22 protein-coding genes are annotated in these 23230 nt (G+C 65.4%); 16 read left to right on the top strand and 6 right to left on the bottom strand.

What is annotated here, in order from left to right; genetic code table 11:
- Window positions 1-3: 3 nt before the first annotated feature.
- Both recG and BTW08_RS05700 read right to left on the bottom strand, forming a co-directional pair.
- Window positions 4-2082, bottom strand: a complete 2079-nt coding sequence (recG, locus tag BTW08_RS05695) for an ATP-dependent DNA helicase RecG (RefSeq protein ID WP_075561546.1) — start codon at window positions 2080-2082, stop codon at window positions 4-6.
- Window positions 2079-2999 carry a hydrogen peroxide-inducible genes activator gene (locus tag BTW08_RS05700; RefSeq protein ID WP_075561547.1) on the bottom strand — a complete coding sequence of 307 codons (921 nt, stop codon included), beginning with the start codon at window positions 2997-2999 and terminating at the stop codon, window positions 2079-2081. The genes recG and BTW08_RS05700 overlap by 4 nt, the downstream gene beginning before the upstream one ends.
- A 173-nt stretch (window positions 3000-3172) precedes the next feature.
- On the opposite strand from BTW08_RS05700, the gene BTW08_RS05705 reads away from it, so the two are divergent.
- The 15 genes from BTW08_RS05705 (at window position 3173) to BTW08_RS05775 (ending at window position 16285) form a co-directional block, all read left to right on the top strand.
- Entirely contained in the window at window positions 3173-4096 is a 924-nt protein-coding gene (locus BTW08_RS05705; protein WP_075561548.1) for an SDR family oxidoreductase, read from the top strand.
- A 258-nt stretch (window positions 4097-4354) separates the two neighbouring features.
- On the top strand, window positions 4355-5179 hold the full coding sequence (phnC, locus tag BTW08_RS05710) for a phosphonate ABC transporter ATP-binding protein (protein ID WP_075561549.1): 825 nt from the start codon (window positions 4355-4357) through the stop codon (window positions 5177-5179).
- A gap of 60 nt (window positions 5180-5239) precedes the next feature.
- Window positions 5240-6298, top strand: coding sequence for a phosphonate ABC transporter substrate-binding protein (phnD, locus tag BTW08_RS05715; RefSeq protein WP_075561550.1), 1059 nt, complete (start codon window positions 5240-5242; stop codon window positions 6296-6298).
- Window positions 6299-6398: 100 nt separating this feature from the next.
- Window positions 6399-7190 (top strand): phosphonate ABC transporter, permease protein PhnE, encoded by a 792-nt coding sequence (gene phnE / locus BTW08_RS05720; protein ID WP_075561551.1) that lies wholly within the window; start codon window positions 6399-6401, stop codon window positions 7188-7190.
- A gap of 229 nt (window positions 7191-7419) precedes the next feature.
- Window positions 7420-8175: a phosphonate metabolism transcriptional regulator PhnF gene (phnF, locus tag BTW08_RS05725; RefSeq protein ID WP_075561552.1), complete on the top strand. Its 756-nt coding sequence runs from the start codon at window positions 7420-7422 to the stop codon at window positions 8173-8175.
- Complete coding sequence (phnG, locus tag BTW08_RS05730; RefSeq protein WP_075561553.1) at window positions 8172-8624, top strand: phosphonate C-P lyase system protein PhnG; 453 nt, start codon at window positions 8172-8174, stop codon at window positions 8622-8624. The genes phnF and phnG overlap by 4 nt, the downstream gene beginning before the upstream one ends.
- 35 nt (window positions 8625-8659) lie before the next feature.
- Window positions 8660-9352, top strand: coding sequence for a phosphonate C-P lyase system protein PhnH (gene phnH / locus BTW08_RS05735; RefSeq protein ID WP_246837653.1), 693 nt, complete (start codon window positions 8660-8662; stop codon window positions 9350-9352).
- Window positions 9352-10476, top strand: a complete 1125-nt coding sequence (locus tag BTW08_RS05740) for a carbon-phosphorus lyase complex subunit PhnI (protein ID WP_075561554.1) — start codon at window positions 9352-9354, stop codon at window positions 10474-10476. The genes phnH and BTW08_RS05740 overlap by 1 nt, the downstream gene beginning before the upstream one ends.
- Window position 10477: 1 nt before the next feature.
- A complete protein-coding gene (locus BTW08_RS05745; RefSeq protein WP_075561555.1) occupies window positions 10478-11311 on the top strand; it encodes an alpha-D-ribose 1-methylphosphonate 5-phosphate C-P-lyase PhnJ in 834 nt (277 codons plus the stop codon).
- Complete coding sequence (gene phnK, locus BTW08_RS05750; RefSeq protein WP_075561556.1) at window positions 11308-12123, top strand: phosphonate C-P lyase system protein PhnK; 816 nt, start codon at window positions 11308-11310, stop codon at window positions 12121-12123. The genes BTW08_RS05745 and phnK overlap by 4 nt, the downstream gene beginning before the upstream one ends.
- A 13-nt stretch (window positions 12124-12136) precedes the next feature.
- Window positions 12137-12889, top strand: a complete 753-nt coding sequence (gene phnL / locus BTW08_RS05755) for a phosphonate C-P lyase system protein PhnL (protein ID WP_246837654.1) — start codon at window positions 12137-12139, stop codon at window positions 12887-12889.
- Window positions 12886-14022 carry an alpha-D-ribose 1-methylphosphonate 5-triphosphate diphosphatase gene (locus BTW08_RS05760; protein WP_246837655.1) on the top strand — a complete coding sequence of 379 codons (1137 nt, stop codon included), beginning with the start codon at window positions 12886-12888 and terminating at the stop codon, window positions 14020-14022. Before phnL ends, BTW08_RS05760 begins: the two co-directional genes overlap by 4 nt.
- A gap of 211 nt (window positions 14023-14233) precedes the next feature.
- Entirely contained in the window at window positions 14234-14791 is a 558-nt protein-coding gene (gene phnN / locus BTW08_RS05765) for a ribose 1,5-bisphosphokinase (RefSeq protein ID WP_075561557.1), read from the top strand.
- Window positions 14788-15615 carry an MBL fold metallo-hydrolase gene (locus BTW08_RS05770; protein WP_075561558.1) on the top strand — a complete coding sequence of 276 codons (828 nt, stop codon included), beginning with the start codon at window positions 14788-14790 and terminating at the stop codon, window positions 15613-15615. Before phnN ends, BTW08_RS05770 begins: the two co-directional genes overlap by 4 nt.
- Window positions 15616-15625: 10 nt before the next feature.
- Window positions 15626-16285 (top strand): DapH/DapD/GlmU-related protein, encoded by a 660-nt coding sequence (locus tag BTW08_RS05775; RefSeq protein ID WP_075561559.1) that lies wholly within the window; start codon window positions 15626-15628, stop codon window positions 16283-16285.
- A gap of 2 nt (window positions 16286-16287) precedes the next feature.
- Here the strand turns inward: BTW08_RS05775 and thpR are convergent, their stop codons facing one another.
- From thpR to BTW08_RS05790, 3 genes are all read right to left on the bottom strand, one after another.
- Window positions 16288-16812, bottom strand: coding sequence for an RNA 2',3'-cyclic phosphodiesterase (gene thpR / locus BTW08_RS05780; protein ID WP_075561560.1), 525 nt, complete (start codon window positions 16810-16812; stop codon window positions 16288-16290).
- A gap of 88 nt (window positions 16813-16900) precedes the next feature.
- On the bottom strand, window positions 16901-20083 hold the full coding sequence (locus tag BTW08_RS05785; RefSeq protein ID WP_075561561.1) for a multidrug efflux RND transporter permease subunit: 3183 nt from the start codon (window positions 20081-20083) through the stop codon (window positions 16901-16903).
- Window positions 20084-20186: 103 nt separating this feature from the next.
- Window positions 20187-21368, bottom strand: a complete 1182-nt coding sequence (locus BTW08_RS05790) for an efflux RND transporter periplasmic adaptor subunit (protein WP_139313583.1) — start codon at window positions 21366-21368, stop codon at window positions 20187-20189.
- Window positions 21369-21761: 393 nt separating this feature from the next.
- On the opposite strand from BTW08_RS05790, the gene BTW08_RS05795 reads away from it, so the two are divergent.
- Complete coding sequence (locus BTW08_RS05795) at window positions 21762-22733, top strand: AraC family transcriptional regulator (RefSeq protein ID WP_075561562.1); 972 nt, start codon at window positions 21762-21764, stop codon at window positions 22731-22733.
- An 87-nt stretch (window positions 22734-22820) separates the two neighbouring features.
- Here the strand turns inward: BTW08_RS05795 and BTW08_RS05800 are convergent, their stop codons facing one another.
- Window positions 22821-23210, bottom strand: coding sequence for a RidA family protein (locus BTW08_RS05800; protein WP_075561563.1), 390 nt, complete (start codon window positions 23208-23210; stop codon window positions 22821-22823).
- Window positions 23211-23230: the final 20 nt, after the last annotated feature.

Genomic DNA, 23230 nt, shown 5'->3' on the forward strand with positions numbered 1-23230 from the left:
CGTCTAGACCTGCCCGTAGCGTCCGGCTTCGTCGCCCAGCCAGCGGCGGATCAGCGGGGTCGCGGCGTCGGGGGCTTCTTCGAGTAGCGCCTGGGCCAGCGCGGTGACGGTATCGAGCAGGTCGCGGTCGCGCTCCAGATCGGCGATCTTCATCTGCGCTAGGCCGGTCTGGCGGGTGCCGAGCACTTCGCCGGGACCGCGCAGTTCGAGATCCTTCTCTGCCACCTTGAAGCCGTCGGTGGTGTCACGCAGGATGCCGAGGCGCTGGCGCGAGTGGTTCGACAGCGGTGGGTGATAGAGCAGCACGCAGTAGCTGTCGACGCGGCCCCGGCCGACCCGACCCCGTAGCTGATGCAGCTGGGAAAGCCCCAGTCGCTCCGGATTCTCGATGATCATCAGGCTGGCGTTGGGCACGTCGACCCCGACCTCGATCACCGTGGTCGCCACCAGCAGGTCCAGCTCGCCGCGCTTGAAGGCGTCCATCACCTCGACCTTCTCCTGCGCCTTCATGCGCCCGTGGACCAGGCCCACGTTGAGCTCCGGCAGCGCTTCCACCAGCGTATCGCGGGTCACTTCCGCGGCCTGGCAGGTCAGCGTTTCCGACTCCTCGATCAGGGTGCAGACCCAGTAAGCCTGGCGGCCCTCGGCGCAGGCGTTGCGGATGCGTTGAATCACCTCCGGGCGGCGTTCGTCGGGCACTGCGACGGTATGCACCGGGGTGCGGCCCGGCGGCAGTTCGTCGATCACCGACAGGTCGAGATCGGCGTAGGCGCTCATCGCCAGGGTGCGCGGGATCGGGGTGGCGGTCATGATCAGCTGGTGCGGGGTCAGGCCGCCGGACTCGCCTTTCTGGCGCAGCGCGAGGCGCTGGTGAACGCCGAATCGATGCTGCTCGTCGATCACCGCCAGCCCCAGACGGTGGAAGATCACGTCGTCCTGGAACAGCGCGTGGGTCCCCACGGCGACCTGCACGCGGCCGTCGGCGATGGCGGCCTTGGTGTCGAGGCGCGCCTTGCCCTTGAGTTTGCCGGCCAGCCAGCCGACCTCGATGCCCAGCGGTTCGAGCCAAGCCCGGAACTGGCGAAAGTGCTGCTCGGCGAGGATCTCGGTGGGTGCCATCACCGCCGCCTGACAGCCGCCGGCGATGGCGTTCAGCACCGCCATCGCCGCGACCACGGTCTTGCCCGAGCCGACATCGCCCTGGACCAGGCGCAGCATCGGCACTTCGCGCTCCAGATCGCGCCCGATCTCTTCGAGCACGCGGCGCTGGGCCTGGGTTAGCGAGAACGGCAGCTGGGTCAGGAATCGCGCCTGCAGATTGCTGCTTGCCGCGAGTTTGGGGGCACCGTCGGCCTGAATCCGCAGGCGGACCTGGCGCAGGCTCAACTGATGCGCCAGCAGCTCTTCCAGCGCCAATCGCCGCTGGGCGGGATGACGTCCCTCGGCCAGACGCTCCTGGGGTGCATCCGGCGGCGGTTCGTGGAGATAGCGCAGCGATTCGATTAGCCCCGGCAGGCGAAAACGCCCGCGCAGCGGCTCGGGAATCCACTCCGGCAGGCTCTCCGGCGCTTGGGCCAGCCGCTTCAGCGCCTGCTGGATCAGGGCCCGCAAGCGCGGCTGTGCCAGCCCTTCGGTGGTCGGATAGATCGGCGTCAGATGTTCGTCCACCGGCGCCGCTTCGGTCTGGATCAGGCGATATTCCGGATGGTAGATCTCGAGCCCGGTGCTGCCGGCGCGGGCTTCGCCGAAACAGCGCACCTGAACGCCCTTAGTGAACTGCTGTTGTTGAGCCGGCGAGAAGTGAAAGAAGCGCAGGCTAAGAATGCCGGAGCCATCCTTGAGCCGGACCAGCAGGCTGCGGCGACGGCCGCGAACGACTTCGGCGGCGCTGACTTCGCCTTCGACCACCGCTTCGGTACCGGCACGCAGCGTACCGATCGGCGTGATCCGGGTGCGGTCCTGATAGCGCAGCGGCAGATGGAACAGCAGGTCGGCGATCCGTTCGACGCCGAGTCTGGCCAGCTTCAAGGCCAGCGCTTCGCCGACGCCGGAGAGTTCGGTAACCGGTTGGTCGAGGCTCATGCGGCCTCGACGTCGCTGCCCTGGATTTTATCGATCGCCTGGATCAGCGCATCGATCGCCTTGGGTCGCGGGAAGCTCGCGCGCCACGCCAGCGCCACGCTGCGCTTGGGGGCGCTGCCCTTGAACGGGCGGCTCTCCAGCAAGCCGTTTTCGTAGTGACTGGTGCCGATCGCCAGCTTGGGCAGCACCGTGATGCCGAGCCCCGAGGCGACCATGTGACGAATGGTCTCCAGCGAGCCGCCCTCGGCAATCAGGGTGTTCGAGGGATTGTTGAGCTGGGCGTTGATCGCCGGGCAGGCCTCCAGAATCTGGTCACGGAAGCAGTGGCCTTCGCCGAGCAGCAGCAGACGTTCGGTGAGCAGGTCCTCCTTGTCGATGGCCGCCTTCTCCGTCCACGGATGGCCGGCTGGCAGCAGAACCTCGAACGGCTCCTCGTAGAGTGTCTTGGTGACGACATCGGGCTCGTTGAATGGCAGCGCCACGAAGATCGCATCGAGTTCGCCGCTGCGCAGCTTGCGGCGCAGCACACCGGTGAAACTCTCCTCGATATACAGCGGCATCTGCGGGGCAATGCGCGTCAAAGCCGGGATCAGATGCGGAAACAGATAGGGGCCGATGGTGTAGATGGCGCCGATTCGCAGCGGGCTGATCAACTGATCCTTGCCTTCGGTGGCCATTTCGCGGATCAGCGTGGCCTGCTCCAGCACGCGCTGGGCCTGCTCGACGATCCGCTCTCCCAGCGGGGTGACCTGGACGGTGGATTTGGAGCGTTCGAACAGAGCAATGCCGAGTTCGTCCTCGAGTTTCTTGACGGCCACCGAAAGCGTCGGCTGAGAAACGAAGCAGCGTTCGGCGGCGCGACCGAAGTGGCGCTCCTGGGCCAAGGTTACGATGTAGCGGAGTTCTGTTAGAGTCATTAGCTGGGACCGAAAGGCTCCCTGTCTGCGCGATACGGCGAATGAATAAAGCGACGGCGGATGAACAAGTCGACTCAGTGGCGCGAATGAGTCGACAGGTACGCAGTTCTCGTGGTTGTGCGCGTCCTCAAGGACGAATCATCAAGGACGTTTTACCAAGAGGCTAGGGAAAGGTGAAGAAAACTACGCTAATTCTCGGTTGCGGCGATATTGGCACCCAGCTCGGGAAGCAGTTGATCGACGCCGGCCAGCGGGTAATCGGCGCGCGGCGCAATGTCGCTGCGCTCGATGGAACCGGTATCGAGGCGGTGGCGCTGGACGTGACCGACGAGGCGGCGCTGGCGGCGCTGCCGGACGCCGACATCATCGTCTATTCGGTGACCGCGGACCGGTTCGAGGAGTCCGCCTACGAGGCGGCTTATCCGACGGGTCTGAAGACTGTGCTGCAGGCCTTCGGCTCCCGTAAAAAGAAGCCCGAAAGGATATTTTTCGTCTCTTCGACCAGTGTCTACGCCCAGCAGGCGGGCGAAGCGGTCGATGAAACCACCGATACCGAGCCACACGGCTTCTCCGGCACGCTGATGCGCGAAGCCGAGCAGGCCCTGCTCGCGCACGATCTGCCGGGCACGGCGCTGCGTTTCTCGGGCATCTACGGTCCGGGACGCGATCGTCTGATCCGCCAGGTGAGCGAAGGCCGTATTGCCGCTTCCAATCCGCCGATGTATTCCAACCGCATCCATCGCGACGACTGCGCGGGCGTGATCGCCCACCTGATCCAGCTGACGCTGGATGGCAAGCCGCTGGAGCCGATCTATCTCGCCAGCGACTGCGATTCGGCGCCGCTGCATGAAGTGATGGCCTGGATCGCCCAGCGGCTCAAGGTCGAGACGCCGGACGTCATCCAGTCTCCGCTGCGTCGTCGTTCGAGCAAGCGCTGCAACAACCAGCGGCTGCTGGATTCCGGCTACACGTTTCGCTATCCCACCTTCCGCGAAGGTTACGAGGACGTGCTGCAGCAGGGCGGTTTCCTGCCGGCCGAAGAAAAAGCCGGTGCCCGGAAGAAGTCCGGTGCCAAGCCGAGCAAGGCGAAAGGCTGAAGCCCGACCTCGATCCCGCATGACGATTCGACGACGAATTCGTGTCAACGACATGACACGAATCGTCAAACCGCTGATAGACATGGAAAAGCGCCTGCGGGCGCTTTTTTCGTTACCCCTCCCGCCCTCCGCTTTGTCACCGTTTCTTAATTGTCTAGATAAATAACCGTCACACGACATCGCCAGACTGTGTTCAACATTTCGGGGCCAGGGGTTGATGATCCGACCCTCGGCCCGACACTTTCCGGGACGAATCGTATGACCGCCATCATTAGCGTCGAACGGCTCGACAAATCCTTCGGCACCCACGCCGCGCTGCGCGAGGTCGGGTTCGAGATCGCCAATGGCGAAATGGTCACCCTGATCGGGCCGTCGGGCTCGGGCAAGTCGACCCTGCTGCGTCATCTCGTTGGATTGAGCCGTGCCGACCGCCATTCGCACAGCCATGTGCGGGTGCTGGATCGCGACGTACAGCGCGGCGGGCGTCTGCTCGGCGCCAGCCGCGAACAGCGCCGTCGCTGCGGCTATATCTTCCAGCAGTTCAATCTCGCCGGCCGTCTCAGCGTGTTGACCAACGTATTGATCGGCCATCTCGGTGCGATGCCGCGCTGGCGGGCGCTGATCGGCCGCTTCACCCAGCAGGAACGCGATCTGGCGCTGCGCGCGCTCGAACGCGTGGGCATCGTCGGCCTGGCCCATCAGCGCGCCAATACCCTTTCCGGTGGCCAGATGCAGCGCGTCGCCATCGCCCGGGCGCTGGTTCAGGAGGCGGACGTGATCTTCGCCGACGAGCCGATCGCCTCGCTCGATCCGCGCAGTGCCCGCGAGGTGATGGAAATCCTGCAGCGGATCAACCGCGAGGATGGCCGCACCGTCGTCGTCACGCTGCATCAGGTCGAGGTCGCCCGCCGTTACTGCCGTCGTGCCATCGCGCTCAAGCTCGGCCGGCTCTATTACGACGGGCCGATCGAAGGCCTCACCGATAACCGCCTGCAGACGCTCTACGAGAACGCCGGCCTCGACGAACTCGAGTCCCGCCAACCCGATCCCCGGATCGCACCGCCGCTGCACGCGGTGGGCTGATCCGGGCGAACACGAGCCCATAACAACCGATCCACCACCACCGACCTCCAAGGAAACGACATGATCTCCTCTTGCTTACGCCGTGCGGCTCTGCCGCTGATCGCCGGGCTCGGCCTGCTCGGCAGCACGCTTGCCGTCAGCTCGGCCCAGGCCGCCGACCAGCCGCTGCGCTTCGGCATCATATCCACCGAGTCGAGCACCAACCAGTCGACCCAGTGGCAGCCGTTTCTGGACGACATGGCCGACGCCCTGGGCGTCGAGGTCAAGCCGTTCTTCGCCACCGACTACGCCGCGGTGATCCAGGCGATGCGCTTCGACAAGGTCGATCTGGCCTGGTACGGCAACAAGTCGGCCATGGAAGCGGTCGATCGCGCCGGTGGCGAGATCTTCGCCCAGACCGTCGCCGCCAACGGCGCACCGGGTTACTGGAGCCTGATGATCGTCAACAAGGACAGCCCCTACAACGACGTCGACGATATCCTCGAGCACGCCAGCGAGCTGACCTTCGGCAACGGCGATCCCAACTCCACCTCCGGCTATCTGGTACCGGGTTACTACGTCTTCGCCAAGAACCACGTCGATCCCAAAACCGCATTCAAGCGCACGCTCAACGCCAATCACGAGACCAACGCGCTGACCGTGGCCAACGGCCAGGTCGATGTCGCCACGTTCAACACCGAGAGCATGGAGCGCCTCGAAATCACCCATCCCGAGAAGGCCGATCAGCTCAAGGTGATCTGGAAGTCGCCGTTGATCCCCTCCGATCCGCTGGTCTGGCGCACCAATCTGCCCCAGCAGACCAAGGATGAGCTGCGCGATTTCTTCCTGAGCTACGGCGATACCGCCAAGCAGAAAAAGATTCTCGAGCCGCTGCAGTGGTCCGGTTTTTCCGCTTCCGACAACGACCAGCTGCTGCCGATCCGTCAGCTCGAACTGTTCAAGCAGCGCGCCCAGATCGCCGCCGACGATTCGCTCGATGCCGACGACAAGCAGAAGCAGCTATCGGATCTCGATGCCCGTCTCGAGTCGCTGAACGAGCGCATGGACGCTCGCGAAGCCGCGCAGGCCAAGAAGGCCCAGAAGGATGGGACCGTCAGCACCGCGATGGCGACCCAGTAAAGAAGACGTGTTCTGAAAACGAGTCTCTGACAGGCCAGGGCGGATCTCGACGTTCCCACCGCCCTGGCCATCTTCATGATCGATGCAGCGGAGTCCATGCATGACCACTTCCACACTCGATGCGCGAGCCCGATCGGGTAAACGCAGCTGGACCACACTGCTCGGCTGGGTCATCGCCGTCGTCGTCCTCGGCTGGGCCTGGCAGGGCGCCGAGATGGCGCCGAGCCTGCTGGTCACCAACGCCGGCAACATGGCCACGCTCGCCGCCGACTTCGTGCCGCCGACCTTCGGCAGTCTCGATCACTACATCGATCAGATGCTGGTCACCATCCAGATCGCGATCTGGGGCACGCTGCTGGCGGTGCTGTTCGCCATTCCGTTCGGCCTGCTCTCGTCCGACAACCTGGCGCCGTGGTGGGTCAACCAGCCGGTGCGACGGCTGATGGATGCGTGCCGTGCGATCAACGAGCTGGTCTTCGCGATGGTGTTCGTGGTCGCCGTCGGTCTGGGGCCGTTCGCCGGCACCATGGCGCTGTTCGTCCACACCACCGGGGTCCTCGCCAAGCTGTTCTCGGAGGCGGTGGAAGCCACTGATGCCGGGCCGATGGAAGGTGTTCGCGTCACCGGTGCCGGGCGCCTGGAAGAGATCATCTTCGGTCTGATCCCCCAGGTGCTGCCGCTGTGGATCTCGGTCAGCCTCTATCGCTTCGAGTCCAACATCCGCTCGGCGACGGTACTCGGCATGGTCGGCGGCGGTGGGATCGGCGTCTCGCTGTGGGAAACCATGCGCGGATTTCAGTACACCGAAACCGCCACGATCATGCTGGTGATCATCGTTGCCGTGACGCTGCTGGACATGGTGTCTCAACGTGTTCGCAAGCGCTTCATCTAAGGAATGACATAAATGCCTACGCGTGCGAATCGCTGCGTTACGCGGTACTGGGGCGCCAGTTCGATCGAATCTCGCCTAACCCCAAGTTATGTCTCGCTTTCTGCGTTCCGGGCGACTTGCGCTTCATCCCGCTCGGCGATTTATACGGGCGCTTCGAAAAGTAGCGTACTACCTACTGAATTCTCGAGGTTTGACCGTCCCTGCGTGTGGCGATGAATCGGAACTCATCATGTCTAGACAAATTCTGACGATACCCCGCTACCGCGAACTGGCCGAAGAGCTGGTGCGCGAGGTGCGCGCCGACTACGCGCCGGGCGATCTGCTGCCGACCGAGGCGCAGCTGGCCAAGCGCTTCGCGGTCAATCGCCACACGGTACGCCGGGCGCTGGACGAACTGGTCGCCGCCGGCATGGTGACGCGCCATCAGGGTCGCGGCACCCAGGTCGTCGATCGGCGTCTCGACTACGCCGTCAGCGCCGGCAGCAAGGTGACCCAGAATCTGGCCGGCCTGGGTCTGCCGTCGAACACCTGCTGTCTCGAACAGGGTTTCGTGACGCCTCCCGAGGCGATCGCTCTGCGTTTCGGCCGTTCCGTCGCCGAGCCGCTGTTGCGGGTCGATACCGTGCGCTACGTCGACGATGCCCCGCTGATGCGGCTGCGTCACTGGTTCGATCCCGAGCGCGTGCCGGGCTGGCTCGAGCGCTATCGCGGCGGCTCCACCCGGGCGCTGCTGGGCCAGCACTACGGCCTGCGCCTGCATCGGCGGCGAGTGCGCATCGATGCTGTCCCCGCGGATCGCGACGACACCCGCTGGCTGCAGTGTCCGCTCAATGCGCCGCTGCTGGTGATGACCAGCGACAACACCGATGCCGCCGGCGGGCTGGTCGAGGTGTCCGTGGGCCGGGCGCGCGCCGACCGGCTCTCCTATCACGTTGATTTCGACACCGACCCCATGGATTCCGACACCGACGAGGTTGCGTCATGAGTCACACATCACGAAACGCGCGTCAGCGCTTGCTGGCGCTCTCTTCCCGGCAGCACATCGAGGCCCGTTGGGGCGCTCTGGGCGAACTGCTCGACGATTTCCCCACGCACCGCTGCATACGCGGCCCCGAAACCGGCATGGCCATGCTCAAGGGTCGCACCGGCGGCACCGGCAACGCCTTCCATCTGGGCGAGATGACCCTGACCCGCGCCAGCGTCGCTCTCGACGACGGCACCCTCGGCCACGGTTGGGTTCGCGGGCGCGACCACCGTCACGCCGAGCTGATAGCCCTGGCCGATGCCGTCGCCCAGCACGCCGAATGGCAGGAAGCACTCGAGACGCAGGTGCTCGCGCCGCTGGTCGAGGAACTCGCCGAGCGCCAGCGCGGTGACGCTGCCACCGCCGCCGCGACCCGCGTCGACTTCTTCACGCTGGTAAGGGGGGAATGACGATGGAGAACAGAGCAGCCACGAAGGAGAAAGGCGTGGTTAAGGAAAGCGGCGTGGTTAAGGAAAGCGGCGTGGTGAAGGAGAGAGAAATGATGAATGAAGCCTGGCCTGGTCTGGCCGACCCCGCCCACGACAGTCAACGCCTGTTTCGCCAGATTCTCGGCGCCATGTCCGAACCGGGCACGCTTGCGACACTGGCGTTGCCGGCACCGCCCCAGGAGGCGCCGAGTGACGCACTGGGTGCTGCGCTGTGGGGCGTGATGCTGACGCGCTGCGACCTCGAGACCCGCGTCTGGATCGCCACCGACCTCGACTCGCCGGCCCTGCGCGAGGCGCTGACTTTCCACACCGGCGCACGTCTGGTCGACGACCCGGCGAACGCCGATTTCGCGCTGCTGACCCACGCGTCCTTCGATCCGCAGACACCGTTTGCGCTGGGCAGCGATACCTATCCCGACCGCGGCACCACGCTGCTGGTCGCCGTCGAGCGACTGGCCAACGCCGAGCCCTGGATTCTCTCCGGGCCTGGCATCGAGACCACCCGCGCACTCGACATCGGCGATGCCGTCGGCTGCCACCTCCTGATGGATCGGCTGGCCGCCAACCGGGCCAGCTTCCCGCAGGGATTGGACGTCATCTTCGGCTGCGGCGCGCAGCTGGCGGCGGTTCCCCGCAGCACGCGAATTACGAGTGACAAGACTCAAGCCGATTTTCGGGAGACGAACTGATGTACGTAGCCGTCAAGGGTGGCGAGCAGGCGATCGCCAATGCCCACCGCTGGCTGGCCGACCGCCGCCGGGGCGATCGCGAGCGTCCGGAACTCGAGGTCGCCCAGATCGGCGATCAGCTGCGCCTGGCCGTCGACCGGGTGATGAGCGAAGCCTCGCTCTATGACCCCGAGCTCGCCGCGCTGGCGTTCAAGCAGGCCAGCGGCGATCTCACCGAGGCCGTGTTCCTGCTGCGCGCCTATCGCACCACGCTGCCGCGCCTTGCCGTCAGCGAGCCGCTCGACACCGCCAACATGCGCATCGAACGCCGCATCAGCGCCACCTACAAGGATATCCCCGGCGGCCAGATTCTGGGGCCGACCTACGACTACACCCATCGTCTGCTCGACTTTCTGCAGCTGGCCGGTGCCGAGGTGCCGCCTGCCGAGACCCGGGATGACGTGACCGACGCCGAGGCGTGCCCGCAGATTCTGGCGCTGCTCAACGACGAAGGGCTGGTGGAGCAGGAGATCGACGACGGCGCCGAGCCTTCGGACATTACCCGCGATCCGCCGGATTATCCGATGGACCGCGCCGCCCGACTGCAGATGCTCGCCCGCGGCGACGAGGGTTACCTGCTGGCGCTGGGGTACTCCACCCAACGCGGCTACGGCCGCAATCACCCGTTTGCCGGCGAGATTCGCCTGGGCCAGGTGGAGGTCGAGATCCATGTCGACGAATGGGACGAGACGATCTGCGTCGGCGAGATCGCGCTGAGCGAGTGCCAGATGATCAACCAGTTCGGCGGTAGCCGGGAAGCCGCACCGCAGTTCACGCGGGGTTACGGCCTCGCCTTCGGCCACAACGAGCGCAAGACCATGTCCATGGCGCTGGTCGATCGTGCCCTGCGCGCCGAGGAGCTGGGCGAGCCGATCATCGGCCCGGCGCAGCAGGCGGAGTTCGTGTTGGCGCACGCCGACAGCGTCGACGCCGCCGGCTTTGTCTCGCATCTGAAGCTGCCGCACTACGTCGACTTCCAGTCCGAGCTCGATCTGCTCCGGCGCCTGCGCCGCGAACATGCCGCGCGTCAGGCGGAACTCGACAGCGCTCGTGACACGGCCAGCCCCCAACCGAAGGAGCGTTGATATGGACGGGTACAATTTCGCCTACCTCGACGAACAGACCAAACGCATGATCCGCCGCGCGCTGCTCAAGGCGGTGGCGATCCCCGGTTATCAGGTGCCGTTCGGCGGCCGCGAGATGCCGATGCCCTACGGCTGGGGCACCGGCGGCGTGCAGCTCACCGCCAGCATTCTCGGTGCCGACGACATTCTCAAGGTGATCGATCAGGGCGCCGACGACACCACCAACGCGGTCAGCATCCGCCACTTCTTCCAGCGCGTGGCCGGCGTCGAGACCACCACCTCGACCACGGCGGCGGACGTGATCCAGACCCGCCACCGGATCCCCGAGACGCCGCTGCGAAGCGGCCAGATTCTGGTGTTCCAGGTGCCGATCCCCGAGCCGCTGCGCTTCATCGAGCCCAGCGAGCAGGAAACGCGACTGATGCACGCGCTGGAGGAGTACGGCGTGATGCACGTCAAGCTCTACGAGGACATCGCCCGCTACGGCCACATTGCCACCACCTACGCCTATCCGGTCAAGGTGGACGGGCGCTACGTGATGGACCCGTCGCCGATCCCCAAGTTCGACAACCCCAAGCTCGACGGCAATCCGGCGCTGATGCTGTTCGGCGCCGGTCGCGAGAAGCGGCTCTATGCGATCCCGCCCTACACCCGGGTCGAGAGTCTCGACTTCGAGGACCATCCGTTCGAGATCCAGAGCTGGGAGCACACCTGCGCGCTGTGCGGCAGCGATCAAAGCTATCTCGATGAAGTGATCACCGACGACAAGGGCGGGCGGATGTTCGTCTGCTCCGATACCGACTACTGCCAGACCCGGCGGGGAGAAGTGGCATGAAGAAGCCGGCACTGGAACGTCCGGTTCTGCTCGACGTTCAGGACATCACCCGCCTCTACGGCCCGGCCAAGGGCTGCGAGGCGATCGACTTTCAACTGCACGCCGGGGAGGTGCTGGGCATCGTCGGCGAATCCGGCTCCGGCAAGTCGACGCTGTTGCGCGTGCTTGCCGGGCTCGAAGCGCCGGATGCCGGGCGCGTGGTCTATCGAAGGCATGCCGGAGAAGATGTACTGGACCGGGATGAGGCCGAGCTCGATCTCTACGCCATTGGTGAGGCACGGCGTCGGGCGCTGCTGCGCCTCGAATGGGGTCTGGTGCATCAGAACCCCCGCGATGGCCTGCGCATGGGCGTTTCCGCCGGGGCCAACATCGGCGAACGGCTGATGGCACAAGGTCAGCGCCACTACGGTCAGTTGCGCGCCACCGGCCAGGAGTGGATGCGCCAGGTCGAGCTCGATCCCGGGCGTATCGACGATGCGCCGCGCACCTTTTCCGGCGGCATGCAGCAGCGCCTGCAGATCGCCCGCACCCTGGTCACTCGGCCGCGGCTGGTGTTCATGGACGAGCCCACCGGCGGGCTCGACGTCTCGGTCCAGGCGCGGCTGCTGGACATGCTGCGCACGCTGGTGCGTCAGCTCGGTCTCTCGGTGGTGCTGGTGACCCACGATCTCGCCGTGGCGCGCCTGCTCGCCCACCGGCTGATGGTGATGCGCCGCGGTCAGGTGGTGGAGACCGGCCTCACCGATCAGATTCTCGACGACCCGCAGCACGAATATACGCAGCTGCTGGTTTCTTCTGTCCTGACGCCCTGAGGGAGGAATTTCAATGCATTCCATGACGAACGCTCGACCTCGCCTCACGGTGAGCGGGTTGCACAAGCAGTTTCTGCTCCACGGCCAGGGCGGGCTCGAAATCGACGTGATGCGCGATCTGTCGCTGACGCTACACGCCGGCGAGTGCCTGGTGCTGGCCGGACGCAGCGGTATCGGCAAGAGCACGCTGCTGAAGATGCTCCATGGCGACTACTGCATCGATCAGGGCCGTATTCGTCTTCATTTCGACGATGGCACGCTCGACCTCGAGACGCTGCCGGCCTACGCCTGGCACGGTCTGCGCCGCGACGTGATCGGCTACGTCAGCCAGTTTCTGCGGGTGGTTCCGCGGGTCGCCGCCGTCGACGTGGTGATGGAGCCGCTGCTGGCGCGTGGCGCCGACGAGGCCGAATCGCGCCAGCGGGCCGAGACGCTGCTGGCCCGTCTCAACCTGCCCGAACGGCTGTGGCAGCTGCCCCCCGGTACCTTCTCCGGCGGCGAGCAGCAGCGCGTCAACATCGCCCGCGGGTTCATCGGCGAGCATCCGCTGCTGCTGCTCGACGAACCCACCGCGTCGCTGGACGCCACCAATCGCGACGTGGTGATCGCCCTGATCGGCGAGGCCAAGGCCCGCGGCGCGGCGATGCTCGGCATTTTTCACGACGAGGACGTGCGCGACCGCGTCGCCGATCGTCTGCTGCCGCTGGACGACAGCCTCGGCGCTCGCACTGCCTTCACCCCGAACGTTCAGGAGACGCTGTCATGAGCGCGCAGGAACAGATTCTGACCCACGCCAGGCTGGTTCTCGACGACGAGGTGATCGACGGCACGCTGGTGATCCGCGGCGGCCGGATCGCGGCTATCGACCACGGCGCGAGCCAGGCCGCCGGTGCCATCGACTGCGAAGGCGACACGCTGCTGCCGGGGCTGGTCGAGCTGCACACCGACAACATGGAGAAGTATTTCCAGCCGCGGCCCAAGGTCGAATGGCCAGGGCGTCAGGCGGCACTGGCTCACGATGCCCAGATGGCGGCCAGCGGCATCACCACCGTGTTCGATGCGGTCTCGATCGGTGATGTCGACGAGCAGAGCATGCGCCACCGGGCGCTGGACGAGATGTGTCAGGCGCTATCGCAGATCGTCCACGACGGTCTGGCGCGGGTCGATCATCGCCTGCACCTGCGCTGCGAAGTGAGCCACCCCAACACGCTGGCACGATTCAACGAGCTGTCGTCATCGCCGCTGCTGGGTCTGGTGTCGCTGATGGATCACGCCCCCGGCCAGCGCCAGTTCGCCAGCCTCGAAGCATATCGCGTCTACTATCAGGGCAAGTACCAGCTCGATGACGCAGCGATGAACGCCTTCATGGCAACCCAGATCGACAACAGCCAGCGCTTCAGCGCCGAGCATCGCCGCGCCATTGCGGCCAGCTGTCGCGAACGCGGCCTGGCGATCGCCAGCCACGACGACGCCACCGTCGAGCACGTCGCCGAGAGCCACGAGTATGGCACACGCGTTGCGGAGTTTCCCACCACCCGCGAAGCGGCCGAGGCCTCCCACCGGGCCGGCATGGGGGTGATGATGGGTGCGCCCAACGTGGTTCGCGGCGGCTCCCACTCCGGCAATATCGCCGCTGCCGATCTGGTGGAGCTGGGCGTGCTGGATATCCTGTCGTCGGACTACTATCCGGCGGCGCTGCTCGATGCCGTCTTCCGGGTGGCGGCGATGGAGAACGGCTACGCACTGCCTCGGGCGGTCGCCACCGCGACACGGATACCGGCCAAAAGCGGTAGGACTCGACGATCGTGGACGCCTGGTGCCGGGGCTGCGCGCCGATCTATTGCGGGTGCGGTTGATCGACGATCATCCGGTGGTGCAGAGAGTTTGGTCTGCGGGTAGGCAGGTTCACTAGATAAATGCCTGCGCGAGCGAATCACTTTGTTGCCCGAGGCTCAAAATCCTCGCCTAACAGCCCGTTATGTCTTGGCTTTAGAGCCTCGGGCGCCTCGTGCTTCATCTCGCTCGGCTATTTATCTCAGGACCGATTATCTCAGGACCGATTATCTCAGGACCGAGAAATCCGAGAACGCTTATACAGAAAGGCAGCGATATGGATGAAGGTCGTGTGATCTACGTCATGGGCGCCAGCGGCGTCGGTAAGGACAGCCTGCTGCGCGAGCTGGCACGGCGTCGCCCGGACGCGCTGGTGGTGCATCGCTATATCACCCGGGCCAGCGGCGGGGCGGAGAACTGTATAGAACTCTCCCGCGAGGCATTCCACTGGCGGCGCGAGCAGGGGCTGTTCTGCCTCTCGTGGCGCGCGCACGGGCTCGACTACGGCGTCGGCATCGAGATCGAAGCGTGGCTGGCGGCGGGGCATACGGTGGTGCTCAACGGCAGCCGCCGCGCGCTGGCGGCGGCGCGCGAGCGATTCGGGGCGGCATTGGTGCCGCTGCTGGTAGTGGCTGACGCCGAGGTGCTGCGCCGACGTCTGATCGCTCGCGGGCGTGAGACGCCGGCCGAGATCGAGGCGCGACTGGCGCGCGGCGACGAAGAGGATGAGCTGGGCGATATTCCGCGGATCGACAACGGCGGCGAGCTGGCACATGGCGTGAGGGCGCTCGAGTCCTGGCTCGACGCCGAGACCGTAGCGGGCGATTCGGCGTGAAGCTGCGCTTCGCCGGTACCGGCGACAGCGCCCAGGTTCCCTGTTTCGGCTGCGACTGCCTGGCCTGCCAGCGGGCGCGGCTGCTGAGCTGCCACCGCCGCGAGCCCTGTTGCGGCGAGATCGAGCTCGATGACGAGCTGATCCTGATCGACGCCGGCCGCATGGATCTGGCCGCGCGCTGCGAGCGTCAGCGCCCGGCCGCCATCCTGCTGACCCACTACCACGCCGACCACGTGCAGGGGCTTCTGCATCTGCGCTGGGGGCGGGGCAAATCGATTCCGGTCCACGGTCCTAAAGACCCTCAAGGCTGCGCCGACCTGCACAAGAATCCCGGCATCCTCGACTTCCAGCCCGGCCTCAAGCCGTTCCGGCCTCTGGTGCTGGGCGGTCTCACGGTGACGCCGCTGCCACTCAACCACAGCAAGCCGACGCTGGGCTACGCCCTGGACGACGGCATCAATCGGGTCGCCTGGCTGTGCGACACCGTGGGCCTGCCCGGTGCCACCGAGCGCTTTCTGACCGAGTGGCGGCCCCACGGCGTGGTGATCGATGCCACTCATCCCGACGCTTATCACTCCCCGAATCCGGAGTCTGATGACTCCCCGAATCCGGAGTCTGATGACTCCCCGCACCCGGAGTCGCATACCACGCCCCGCAACCACAACAACGTTGCCATGGCGCTGGAGATCATCGAGCGACTGTCGCCATCGCGGGCCTGGCTGACCCACATCAGTCACGAACTGGATGCCGACTTCATGGCGACGTCCCGAATCCTGCCGGCAGGCGTGGAGCTGGCCGCCGATGGCAGCGATATTCTTTTCTGAGAGGAAATTCATGTCTTCGCAACCCGCTTCCCGCCGCCTGAGCGACGCCCCGACCTGCGCACCCACGGCGAAACTTCACGAGAGTCGGCTGGGCGCCTGGACCGAGGTGGGCGATCGCTGCGTCTTCAACCACGTCACGCTCGGCGACTACAGCTACGTCGAGCGCGACTGCGATCTGATGTTCACCGAGATCGGCAGGTTCACATCGATCGCCTCCAGCGTGCGCACCAACCCCAGCAATCACCCCTGGTGGCGGCCGACGCTACACCATTTCAGCTACCGCCCCGGCAAGTTCGGCTTCGCCGACGGCGACCAGCGCGTCGACGAACGGATCTTCGACTGGCGTTCCGAGGACCGTGTCGTCATCGGTCACGATGTCTGGATCGGCCACGGAGCCATCGTGCTGCCCGGCGTCACCATCGGCAACGGCGCCATCGTCGGCGCCGGCAGCGTGGTGACCAAGAATGTCGCGGCTTACACCATCGTGGTCGGCAATCCCGCTCGGGCGTTGCGGCCGCGCTTCGAGGCTCCCGAAACCGCGACACGCCTGGAGGCGCTGGCCTGGTGGGAATGGCCCCACGAGCGGCTGGCGCGCACGCTGCCGCTGTTCCAGGGCGATACCGGGGCGTTTCTCGAGGCCGCCGAGCGCGAGTCGCAGCCATCGCCATGATCTCAGACGGCGTTGTTCGCCAGCGTCCGATAGCGTGAGCCGCCGTCGCCGAGCTGCGATTCCACCAGCGCGAGATGATCGAAGCGCCAGAGAAGCGGGGCGGCTAGCCGTGAGTGTGGCGCCGCGCGGTCGGCCTGGCGAATCAGGCTCACGTGCGGGGTGAAGTCACGGTGCGGCGCGGTGAAGCCGTGGCGGGACAGTGCCTGCCAGAGTTCGGCGTCGAGCGTCAGGAGTGCCTCGTTCGGCGTCCGGCTGCCGGCCCAGACGATGCGGGGCTTGGGAAAATGGCCGAGTCGATCCAGCGTCCACTCGCCGTTCAGCGTCGGCCATGCCCGAGTCAGATCGACGAGTGCTTCCAGCCGCGAGGCGTCGACACTGCCCAGAAACGCCAGCGTGACATGCATGTTCTCCGCCGGTAGCGGATAGCCGCCGCAGCGTGGCGCCAGGCGTTCGGCCTCCACCGCGAGGGACCGACGAATGGTGTCGTCGGGGCATAGGGCGAAGAAGAGTCGGCGAGTGGCAGTCACGATGTCGGCTTCCGGTGGCGTTGCCAGCAGCGTGGCGCATTGTCCCCTTCCTCGCTACCGGTTTTCGCGGCGTTGCCTGCCACCGCGCTCAGGCAGGGTCGCTGTTCGGCCGGTGATCTTCGCCTTCCAGCGTCGAGCCGTGATCCTGGCGCAGCGGGCCGGCCAGCTTGCGCAGCGCGACGTAGAAGACCGGCGTCAGCAGCAGGCCGAACAGAGTCACGCCAAGCATCCCGGCGAACACCGCGATGCCCAGCGCCTGACGCACTTCTGCGCCGGCGCCATGGCCCAGCGCCAGCGGTATCACCGCGGCGGTGAAGGTGATCGAGGTCATGATGATCGGGCGCAGCCGCAGCCGGCAGGCTTCCAGCGCCGCTTCCACCACGCTGCGACCCTGGAACTCGAGCTCGCGGGCGAATTCGACGATCAGGATGGCGTTCTTGCAGGCCAGCCCGATCAGCACCACCAGACCCACCTGGACGAAGACGTTGGTGTCGCCGCCGGAAATCTTGACGCCGACGAGTGCCGATAGCAGGCACATCGGCACGATCAGGATCACCGCCAGCGGCAACGTCCAGCTCTCGTAGAGCGCGGCCAGCACCAGGAACACCAGCATGACCGCCAGCGGGAATACCACCAGCGCGGCGTTGCCCTGGGTGGACTGCTGATAGCTCAGGTCGGTCCATTCGAAGTCGATGCCATCCGGCAGCACGCGCTCGCCGATATCGGTCAAGGCGCTCATCGCCTGAGGCGACGAGAGCACCCGGGGGTCGGCTTCGCCGGCCAGATCCGCGGCCGGGTAGCCGTTGAAACGCAGCACCGGGTCGGGGCCGAAGCTCTGATGGATATCGATCATCGAGCCGATCGGCACCATCTCGCCCTGGGCGTTGCGGGTGCGCAGTCGGGCGATATCCTCGACGCTGTCGCGGTAGGGGGCGTCGGCCTGGGCGATGACCTGCCAGGTGCGGCCTAACGTATTGAAATCGTTGACGTAAGTGGAGCCCAGGTAGGTCTGCAGGGTATCGAACAGGTCGCTCACCGCCACGCCCTGGGTCTTGGCCTTGAGTCGGTCCACCTCGGCATCGAGCTGGGGCACGTTGGCCTGGTAGCTGGTGATCGGATAGCTCATCCCCGGCGTCTGCACCACCGCGCCCTGGAACGCGGTCACCGCTTCCTGCAGCGGGCCGTAGCCGAGCCCGCCGCGATCCTCGATGAACAGCTGATAGCCCGAACCGTTGCCTAGCCCGAGGATCGGCGGCGGCATGAACGAGAACGCGATGCCGTCCTTGAGGCCACTGATCTTGCCGGCGATCTCGGCGTTGATTTCCGCCGCGGTGCGGGTGCGCTGATCGAACGGCTTCAGGGTCAGAAACGCCAGCCCGGTGTTGGCGGTGTTGGTGAACTGCAGCGCGTTGAGTCCCGGGAACGAGATCGCGTGCTCGACGCCGTCGGTCTCCATGGCGATATCCACCACCTGGCGCAGCAGATCATCGGTGCGTTCCAGCGAGGCGCCCTCCGGCAGTTTCACGCCGGCGATCAGGTACATCTTGTCCTGAACCGGGATGAACCCCGGCGGCACCAGCTTGAACAGATAGCCGGTGGTGCCCAGCAGAATCAGATAGACCACGAACACCGCGCCGCGACGGCGAAGGCTGCCCGAGACCACGCCCTGGTAGCGATTGGAGCCGGCGTTGAAGAAGCGATTGAACGGCCGGAACAGCCAGCCGAACAGGAAGTCGATCACTCGGGTCAGGCGATCTTTCGGGGCGTCGTGAGGCCTGAGCAGCATCGCGGCCAGCGCCGGCGAGAGCGTCAGCGAGTTGACGGTGGAGATCACGGTGGAGATGGCGATGGTCACCGCGAACTGGCGGTAGAACTGGCCGGTGACGCCGGACAGGAACGCCATCGGCACGAACACCGCGCACAGCACCAGGCCGATGGCGACGATCGGCCCGGACACCTCGCGCATCGCCTGATGGGCGGCGGCCCGCGGTGCCAGCCCCTGGCCGATGTTGCGCTCCACGTTCTCCACCACCACGATGGCGTCGTCGACGACGATGCCGATCGCCAGCACCAGCCCGAACAGCGTCAGCGTGTTGATCGAATACCCAAGCAGCAACAGCACCGAGAACGTGCCTACCACCGAGACCGGCACCGCCAGCAGGGGAATCAGCGAGGCTCGCCAGGTCTGCAGGAACAGCGTCACCACCAGCACCACCAGCAGGATCGCTTCCAGCAGCGTCTGGATCACCGAGCGGATCGAGTCGGTGACGAACAGCGTGGTGTCATAGACGGTGCGATACTCCACTCCCGGCGGGAACTGGGTGGACAGCTCGTCCATGGTCCGGATCACCTGGTCGCGGATCTGCAGGGCATTGGCGCCGGGCGACTGGAAGATACCGATCGCCACCGCATCCTTGCCGTCGAGGCTGGCGCGCAGCGTGTAGTCGCCCGCGCCCAATTCCAGACGAGCGACGTCCCGCAGCCGCAGGACTTCGCCGTCCGCACCGACCTTGAGCACGATGTTACCGAACTCCTGCTCGGTGGACAGGCGGCCCTTGGCATTGATCAGGGTCAGGAAATCACTGTGCGGGGTGGGCTCGGCACCGATCTGACCGGCGGAGACCTGGACGTTCTGCTCGCGCATGGCCGCGACCACGTCGCCGGCGGTCAGGCCATGGGAAGCGATGCGGTCGGGGTCCAGCCAGGCGCGCATGGCGTAGTCGCCGCCGCCGAACATCTGCGCTTCGCCGACGCCGGGGATCTTCGCCAGCTGATCGCGCACGTGCAGTCGCGCGTAGTTGCGCAGGTAGAGGGTGTCGTAGCTGTCATCCGGTGAGACCAGGTGCACCACCATCAGGAAGGTGGGTGACTGCTTCTGGGTGGTCACCCCCTGTCGCCGCACCGCTTCCGGCAACCGCGCCAGCGCCTGGCTGACCCGGTTCTGGACGCGTACGGTCGCCTGCTCGGGATCGGTGCCGGGCTGGAAAGTGATGGTCATCTGCAGCACGCCATCGGAACCCGCCACCGACTTGTAGTACATCATGTTCTCGACGCCGGTGATCGCCTCCTCCAGCGGCGTGGCCACGGTCTCGGCGATCTCCTTGGGGTTGGCGCCCGGGTAGACGGTGCGGACCAGCACCGAGGGCGGCACCACCTCCGGGTACTCGCCGATCGGCAGATTGGGAATGGAGATCGCGCCCACCGCGAAGATGACGATGGACAGCACCGCGGCGAAGATCGGCCGGTCCACGAAAAAGCGGGAGAAGTTCATGACAGAGGCTCCTGAGCGGCGGGGACGATGCCCAACCGCGTCTTGTCATTCGGAAGGAGAGACGTGCTTCAGGACGCGTTGAGTCGATCGGCGCGCGGCTTTCTCAGGATCGGGTGGCGACATCGTTGCCGGCGGCCGGCTCACGCATGGCGATCGGATTGGGCGTGACCGGCATCCCCGGCGCGAGGACCTTCTGGGTGCCGTTGACGATCACACGATCGCCGGCCTTCAGGCCCTCGCGGACCACGATCAGATCCCCCACCTCGCGACCGGTCTCGATCTGGCGCGGTGTCACGGTATTGTCGTCGCCGACCACGTAGACGAAGCGCCGGTCCTGATTGGCGAGCACTGCCTTGCGGTTCACCAGCATCGCCTCTGTCAGATGGGCGACGGGCATCTCCACTCGCGCGAACTGCCCGGGCCGGAAGGCGCCATCCGGGTTGGGCAGAACCGCTCGATAGCGCAGGGTGCCGGTATCCGCGTTGATCTGGTTGTCGACGAAATCCAGCTGACCTTGGTGGGGGAACCCTGTCTCGCCGGTCAGCCCGATGCGCAGCGTGGCGGTCTTGCCTTGATTCAGCAGTGCTTGAGCGCTGGGGGCTTCGGCTTCGTTGCTGTCGAAATAGACGTAAAGTGGATCGACCGACACCAGCGTGGTCAGCACCGACTGATCGGCACTGGCGAGGTTGCCCTGGGTGACCATGGCGCGTCCGGTGCGTCCCGTTACCGGTGCGGTGACGCGGGTGTACTGGAGATCCAGTTCGGCACTGGTCAGCGCGGCTTCGGCTTCCGCCTGCTGCGCTCGAGCATTGAGCGCGGCCGCCTGACGCTGATCGTGCTGCTCCTGGGAGATCATGTGTTTCTGGATCAGCTGGCGAGATCGGCCGGCCTCGACTTCGGTGAGCCGGCGTTGACTCTGCGCCTGAGCCAATGAGGCCTTGGCGGCCTGTACCCGGGCTTCGTAGGGACGGGGATCGATACGAAACAGCAGGTCGCCGGCCTCGACCAGTTCCCCTTCTTCGAAGGCGACTTCGTCGATATAGCCAGTGACGCGCGGCCGCAACTGTACGGTCTGCGGTGACGCCACGCGACCGGTGAAGGTTTCCCGTAGCGTGACGGGTTCCACCAGCACCGTTGCGACATCTACTGCCGGCGGCGGCGGCGCGCTGGCGGTTTGCGCTTCGCCCCGGGCATCGCAACCGGCCAGCAAGGCGATGATGAGCAATACGCCCAATCCGCGAGACAGACTCGTCGTCGATACGCGCTTTTCGTTATGTATCTGCATTTCCTTGACCCCGCGTTGACTGTGTCCGGTCGCAATCGATCCCGTCAGTCAAGATCGCGCGAGTCATGCCCGAAAACGCACCAGCCAACCTCTGGGGTTGGCGAGCATGGGCACCGGATAGGACGAGCACTGTAGGGCTCGGACAAGCGTGGGCGTTATCGGATTCCTCGTTATTGATTGCCTAATTCTGTCGACATCGCGAATCTGTGTATGGGGGCGCGCGCCAGCTTTTGGCATTCCGGGAGTGGCATCGGGGCATGATTGCCCGTTCCTTCAAAGGTCTTGCCCAATCCTGCAGATATCGGGTTTCTGTCATCAGAAAGCCAGAAAGCCGGCATATAATCGCGATTTGTCTCAAGATGACCATCAGACCAACAAGCGAGAGGTGAAGTCGTGAGTGCTGTTCAACCTGTCTTCGAAACGCTTGACGATGAACTCGGACGATTGGCGGATACTCTGGCGTTACAGATCCGGAAATGGACGCACCAAGAGGGTCTGACCACCACTGCGGTGCCGGGGCTGGAGCTGGTACGAGCCGACTCTTCCGTCAACAACTGCATCGGTTCCACGGTGTACGACCCTTCGTTCTGCCTGATCGCACAGGGGAGCAAGACGGTATGGCTGGGCGATCGGCAGATCGATTACGGTCCGCTGAGCTGCATGGTGTCGGCCGTGCATCTGCCGGTGCTGGGCAAGGTCACCGAGGCGTCGCCAGAAAGACCCTATCTGGGTCTGAAAATTACTGTCGAACCGCAGGAGATCACTGATCTGGTGCTGGCCCTGGGCGAGGGGCTCAACGGCATGGAGCAGCAGGAGTGCCCGGAGAACGCTTGTGGTTTAAGCCGGGTACAGGCGGAAAAAGGGCTGGTGGAGGCGGTGCTGCGGCTGGTGAATCTGCTCGATTCGCCGCAGCAGGACATTCGAATGCTTGCACCGCTGGTGCGGCGCGAGATCTTCTATCGTGCGCTGATCGGCGAGATCGGCCTGCACATGCGCAAGTTCGCGGTGGCCGACACCCAGACGCATCGCATTTCCAAGGTGATCGCGGTACTCAAGGATCGCTTCACCGAGCCGCTGCGCGTTCGCGACCTGGCGGACATGGTCAACATGAGCGAATCGTCGCTGTTCCACAGCTTCAAGCAGGTCACCCGGATGTCGCCGGTGCAGTTCCAGAAGAAGCTGCGGCTGCACGAGGCGCGCAGATTGATGCTATCCGAGGGGATGGAGGCGGCGACGGCCAGTTTCCACGTGGGTTACGGAAGTCCTTCCCATTTCAGCCGCGAGTACAGCCGCCTGTTCGGGGTGCCGCCGCGAGCGGACGTGACCAAACTGCGCGGCGAGTTGCCCGAGGCCGCGCGGGCCTGAATGCCTGCGCGACATGAGCCTGTGTCGAACGGCTCGAGAAGTGCCCGGCCAGGATGTTGAAAGACCGGGCCGTGCAGCGGGTCAATCTCAGTCGCCGATGACCATGACCGCTTCGGCTTCGACCTGGCTACCCTTGGGCAGCTGCTTGACGCCGACGGCGGCGCGGGCCGGGAAGGGCGGCTGGAAGAACTCTTCCATCACCTTGTTGACCACGGCGAAGTTATCCAGATCGGTCAGGTAGAGGTTGAGCTTGACGATGTCCTGCAGCGAGCCGGCGGCTTCCTGGCACACGGCGGCCATGTTGGTGAACACCTGGCGTGCCTGAGCCTCGAACTCCTGGGAGACCAGCTCCATGGTCTTCGGGTCTAGCGGAATCTGGCCCGAGAGATAGACGGTATTGCCCGACTTGATCGCCTGGGAATAAGGGCCGATGGCGGCCGGGGCGTTGTCGGTGTTGATGACGGCTTTGTTGCTCATGGCGTACCCTCCAGTTTCTT

The organism is Salinicola sp. MH3R3-1 (assembly GCF_001937155.1).
Taxonomy (GTDB): domain Bacteria; phylum Pseudomonadota; class Gammaproteobacteria; order Pseudomonadales; family Halomonadaceae; genus Salinicola; species Salinicola halophyticus.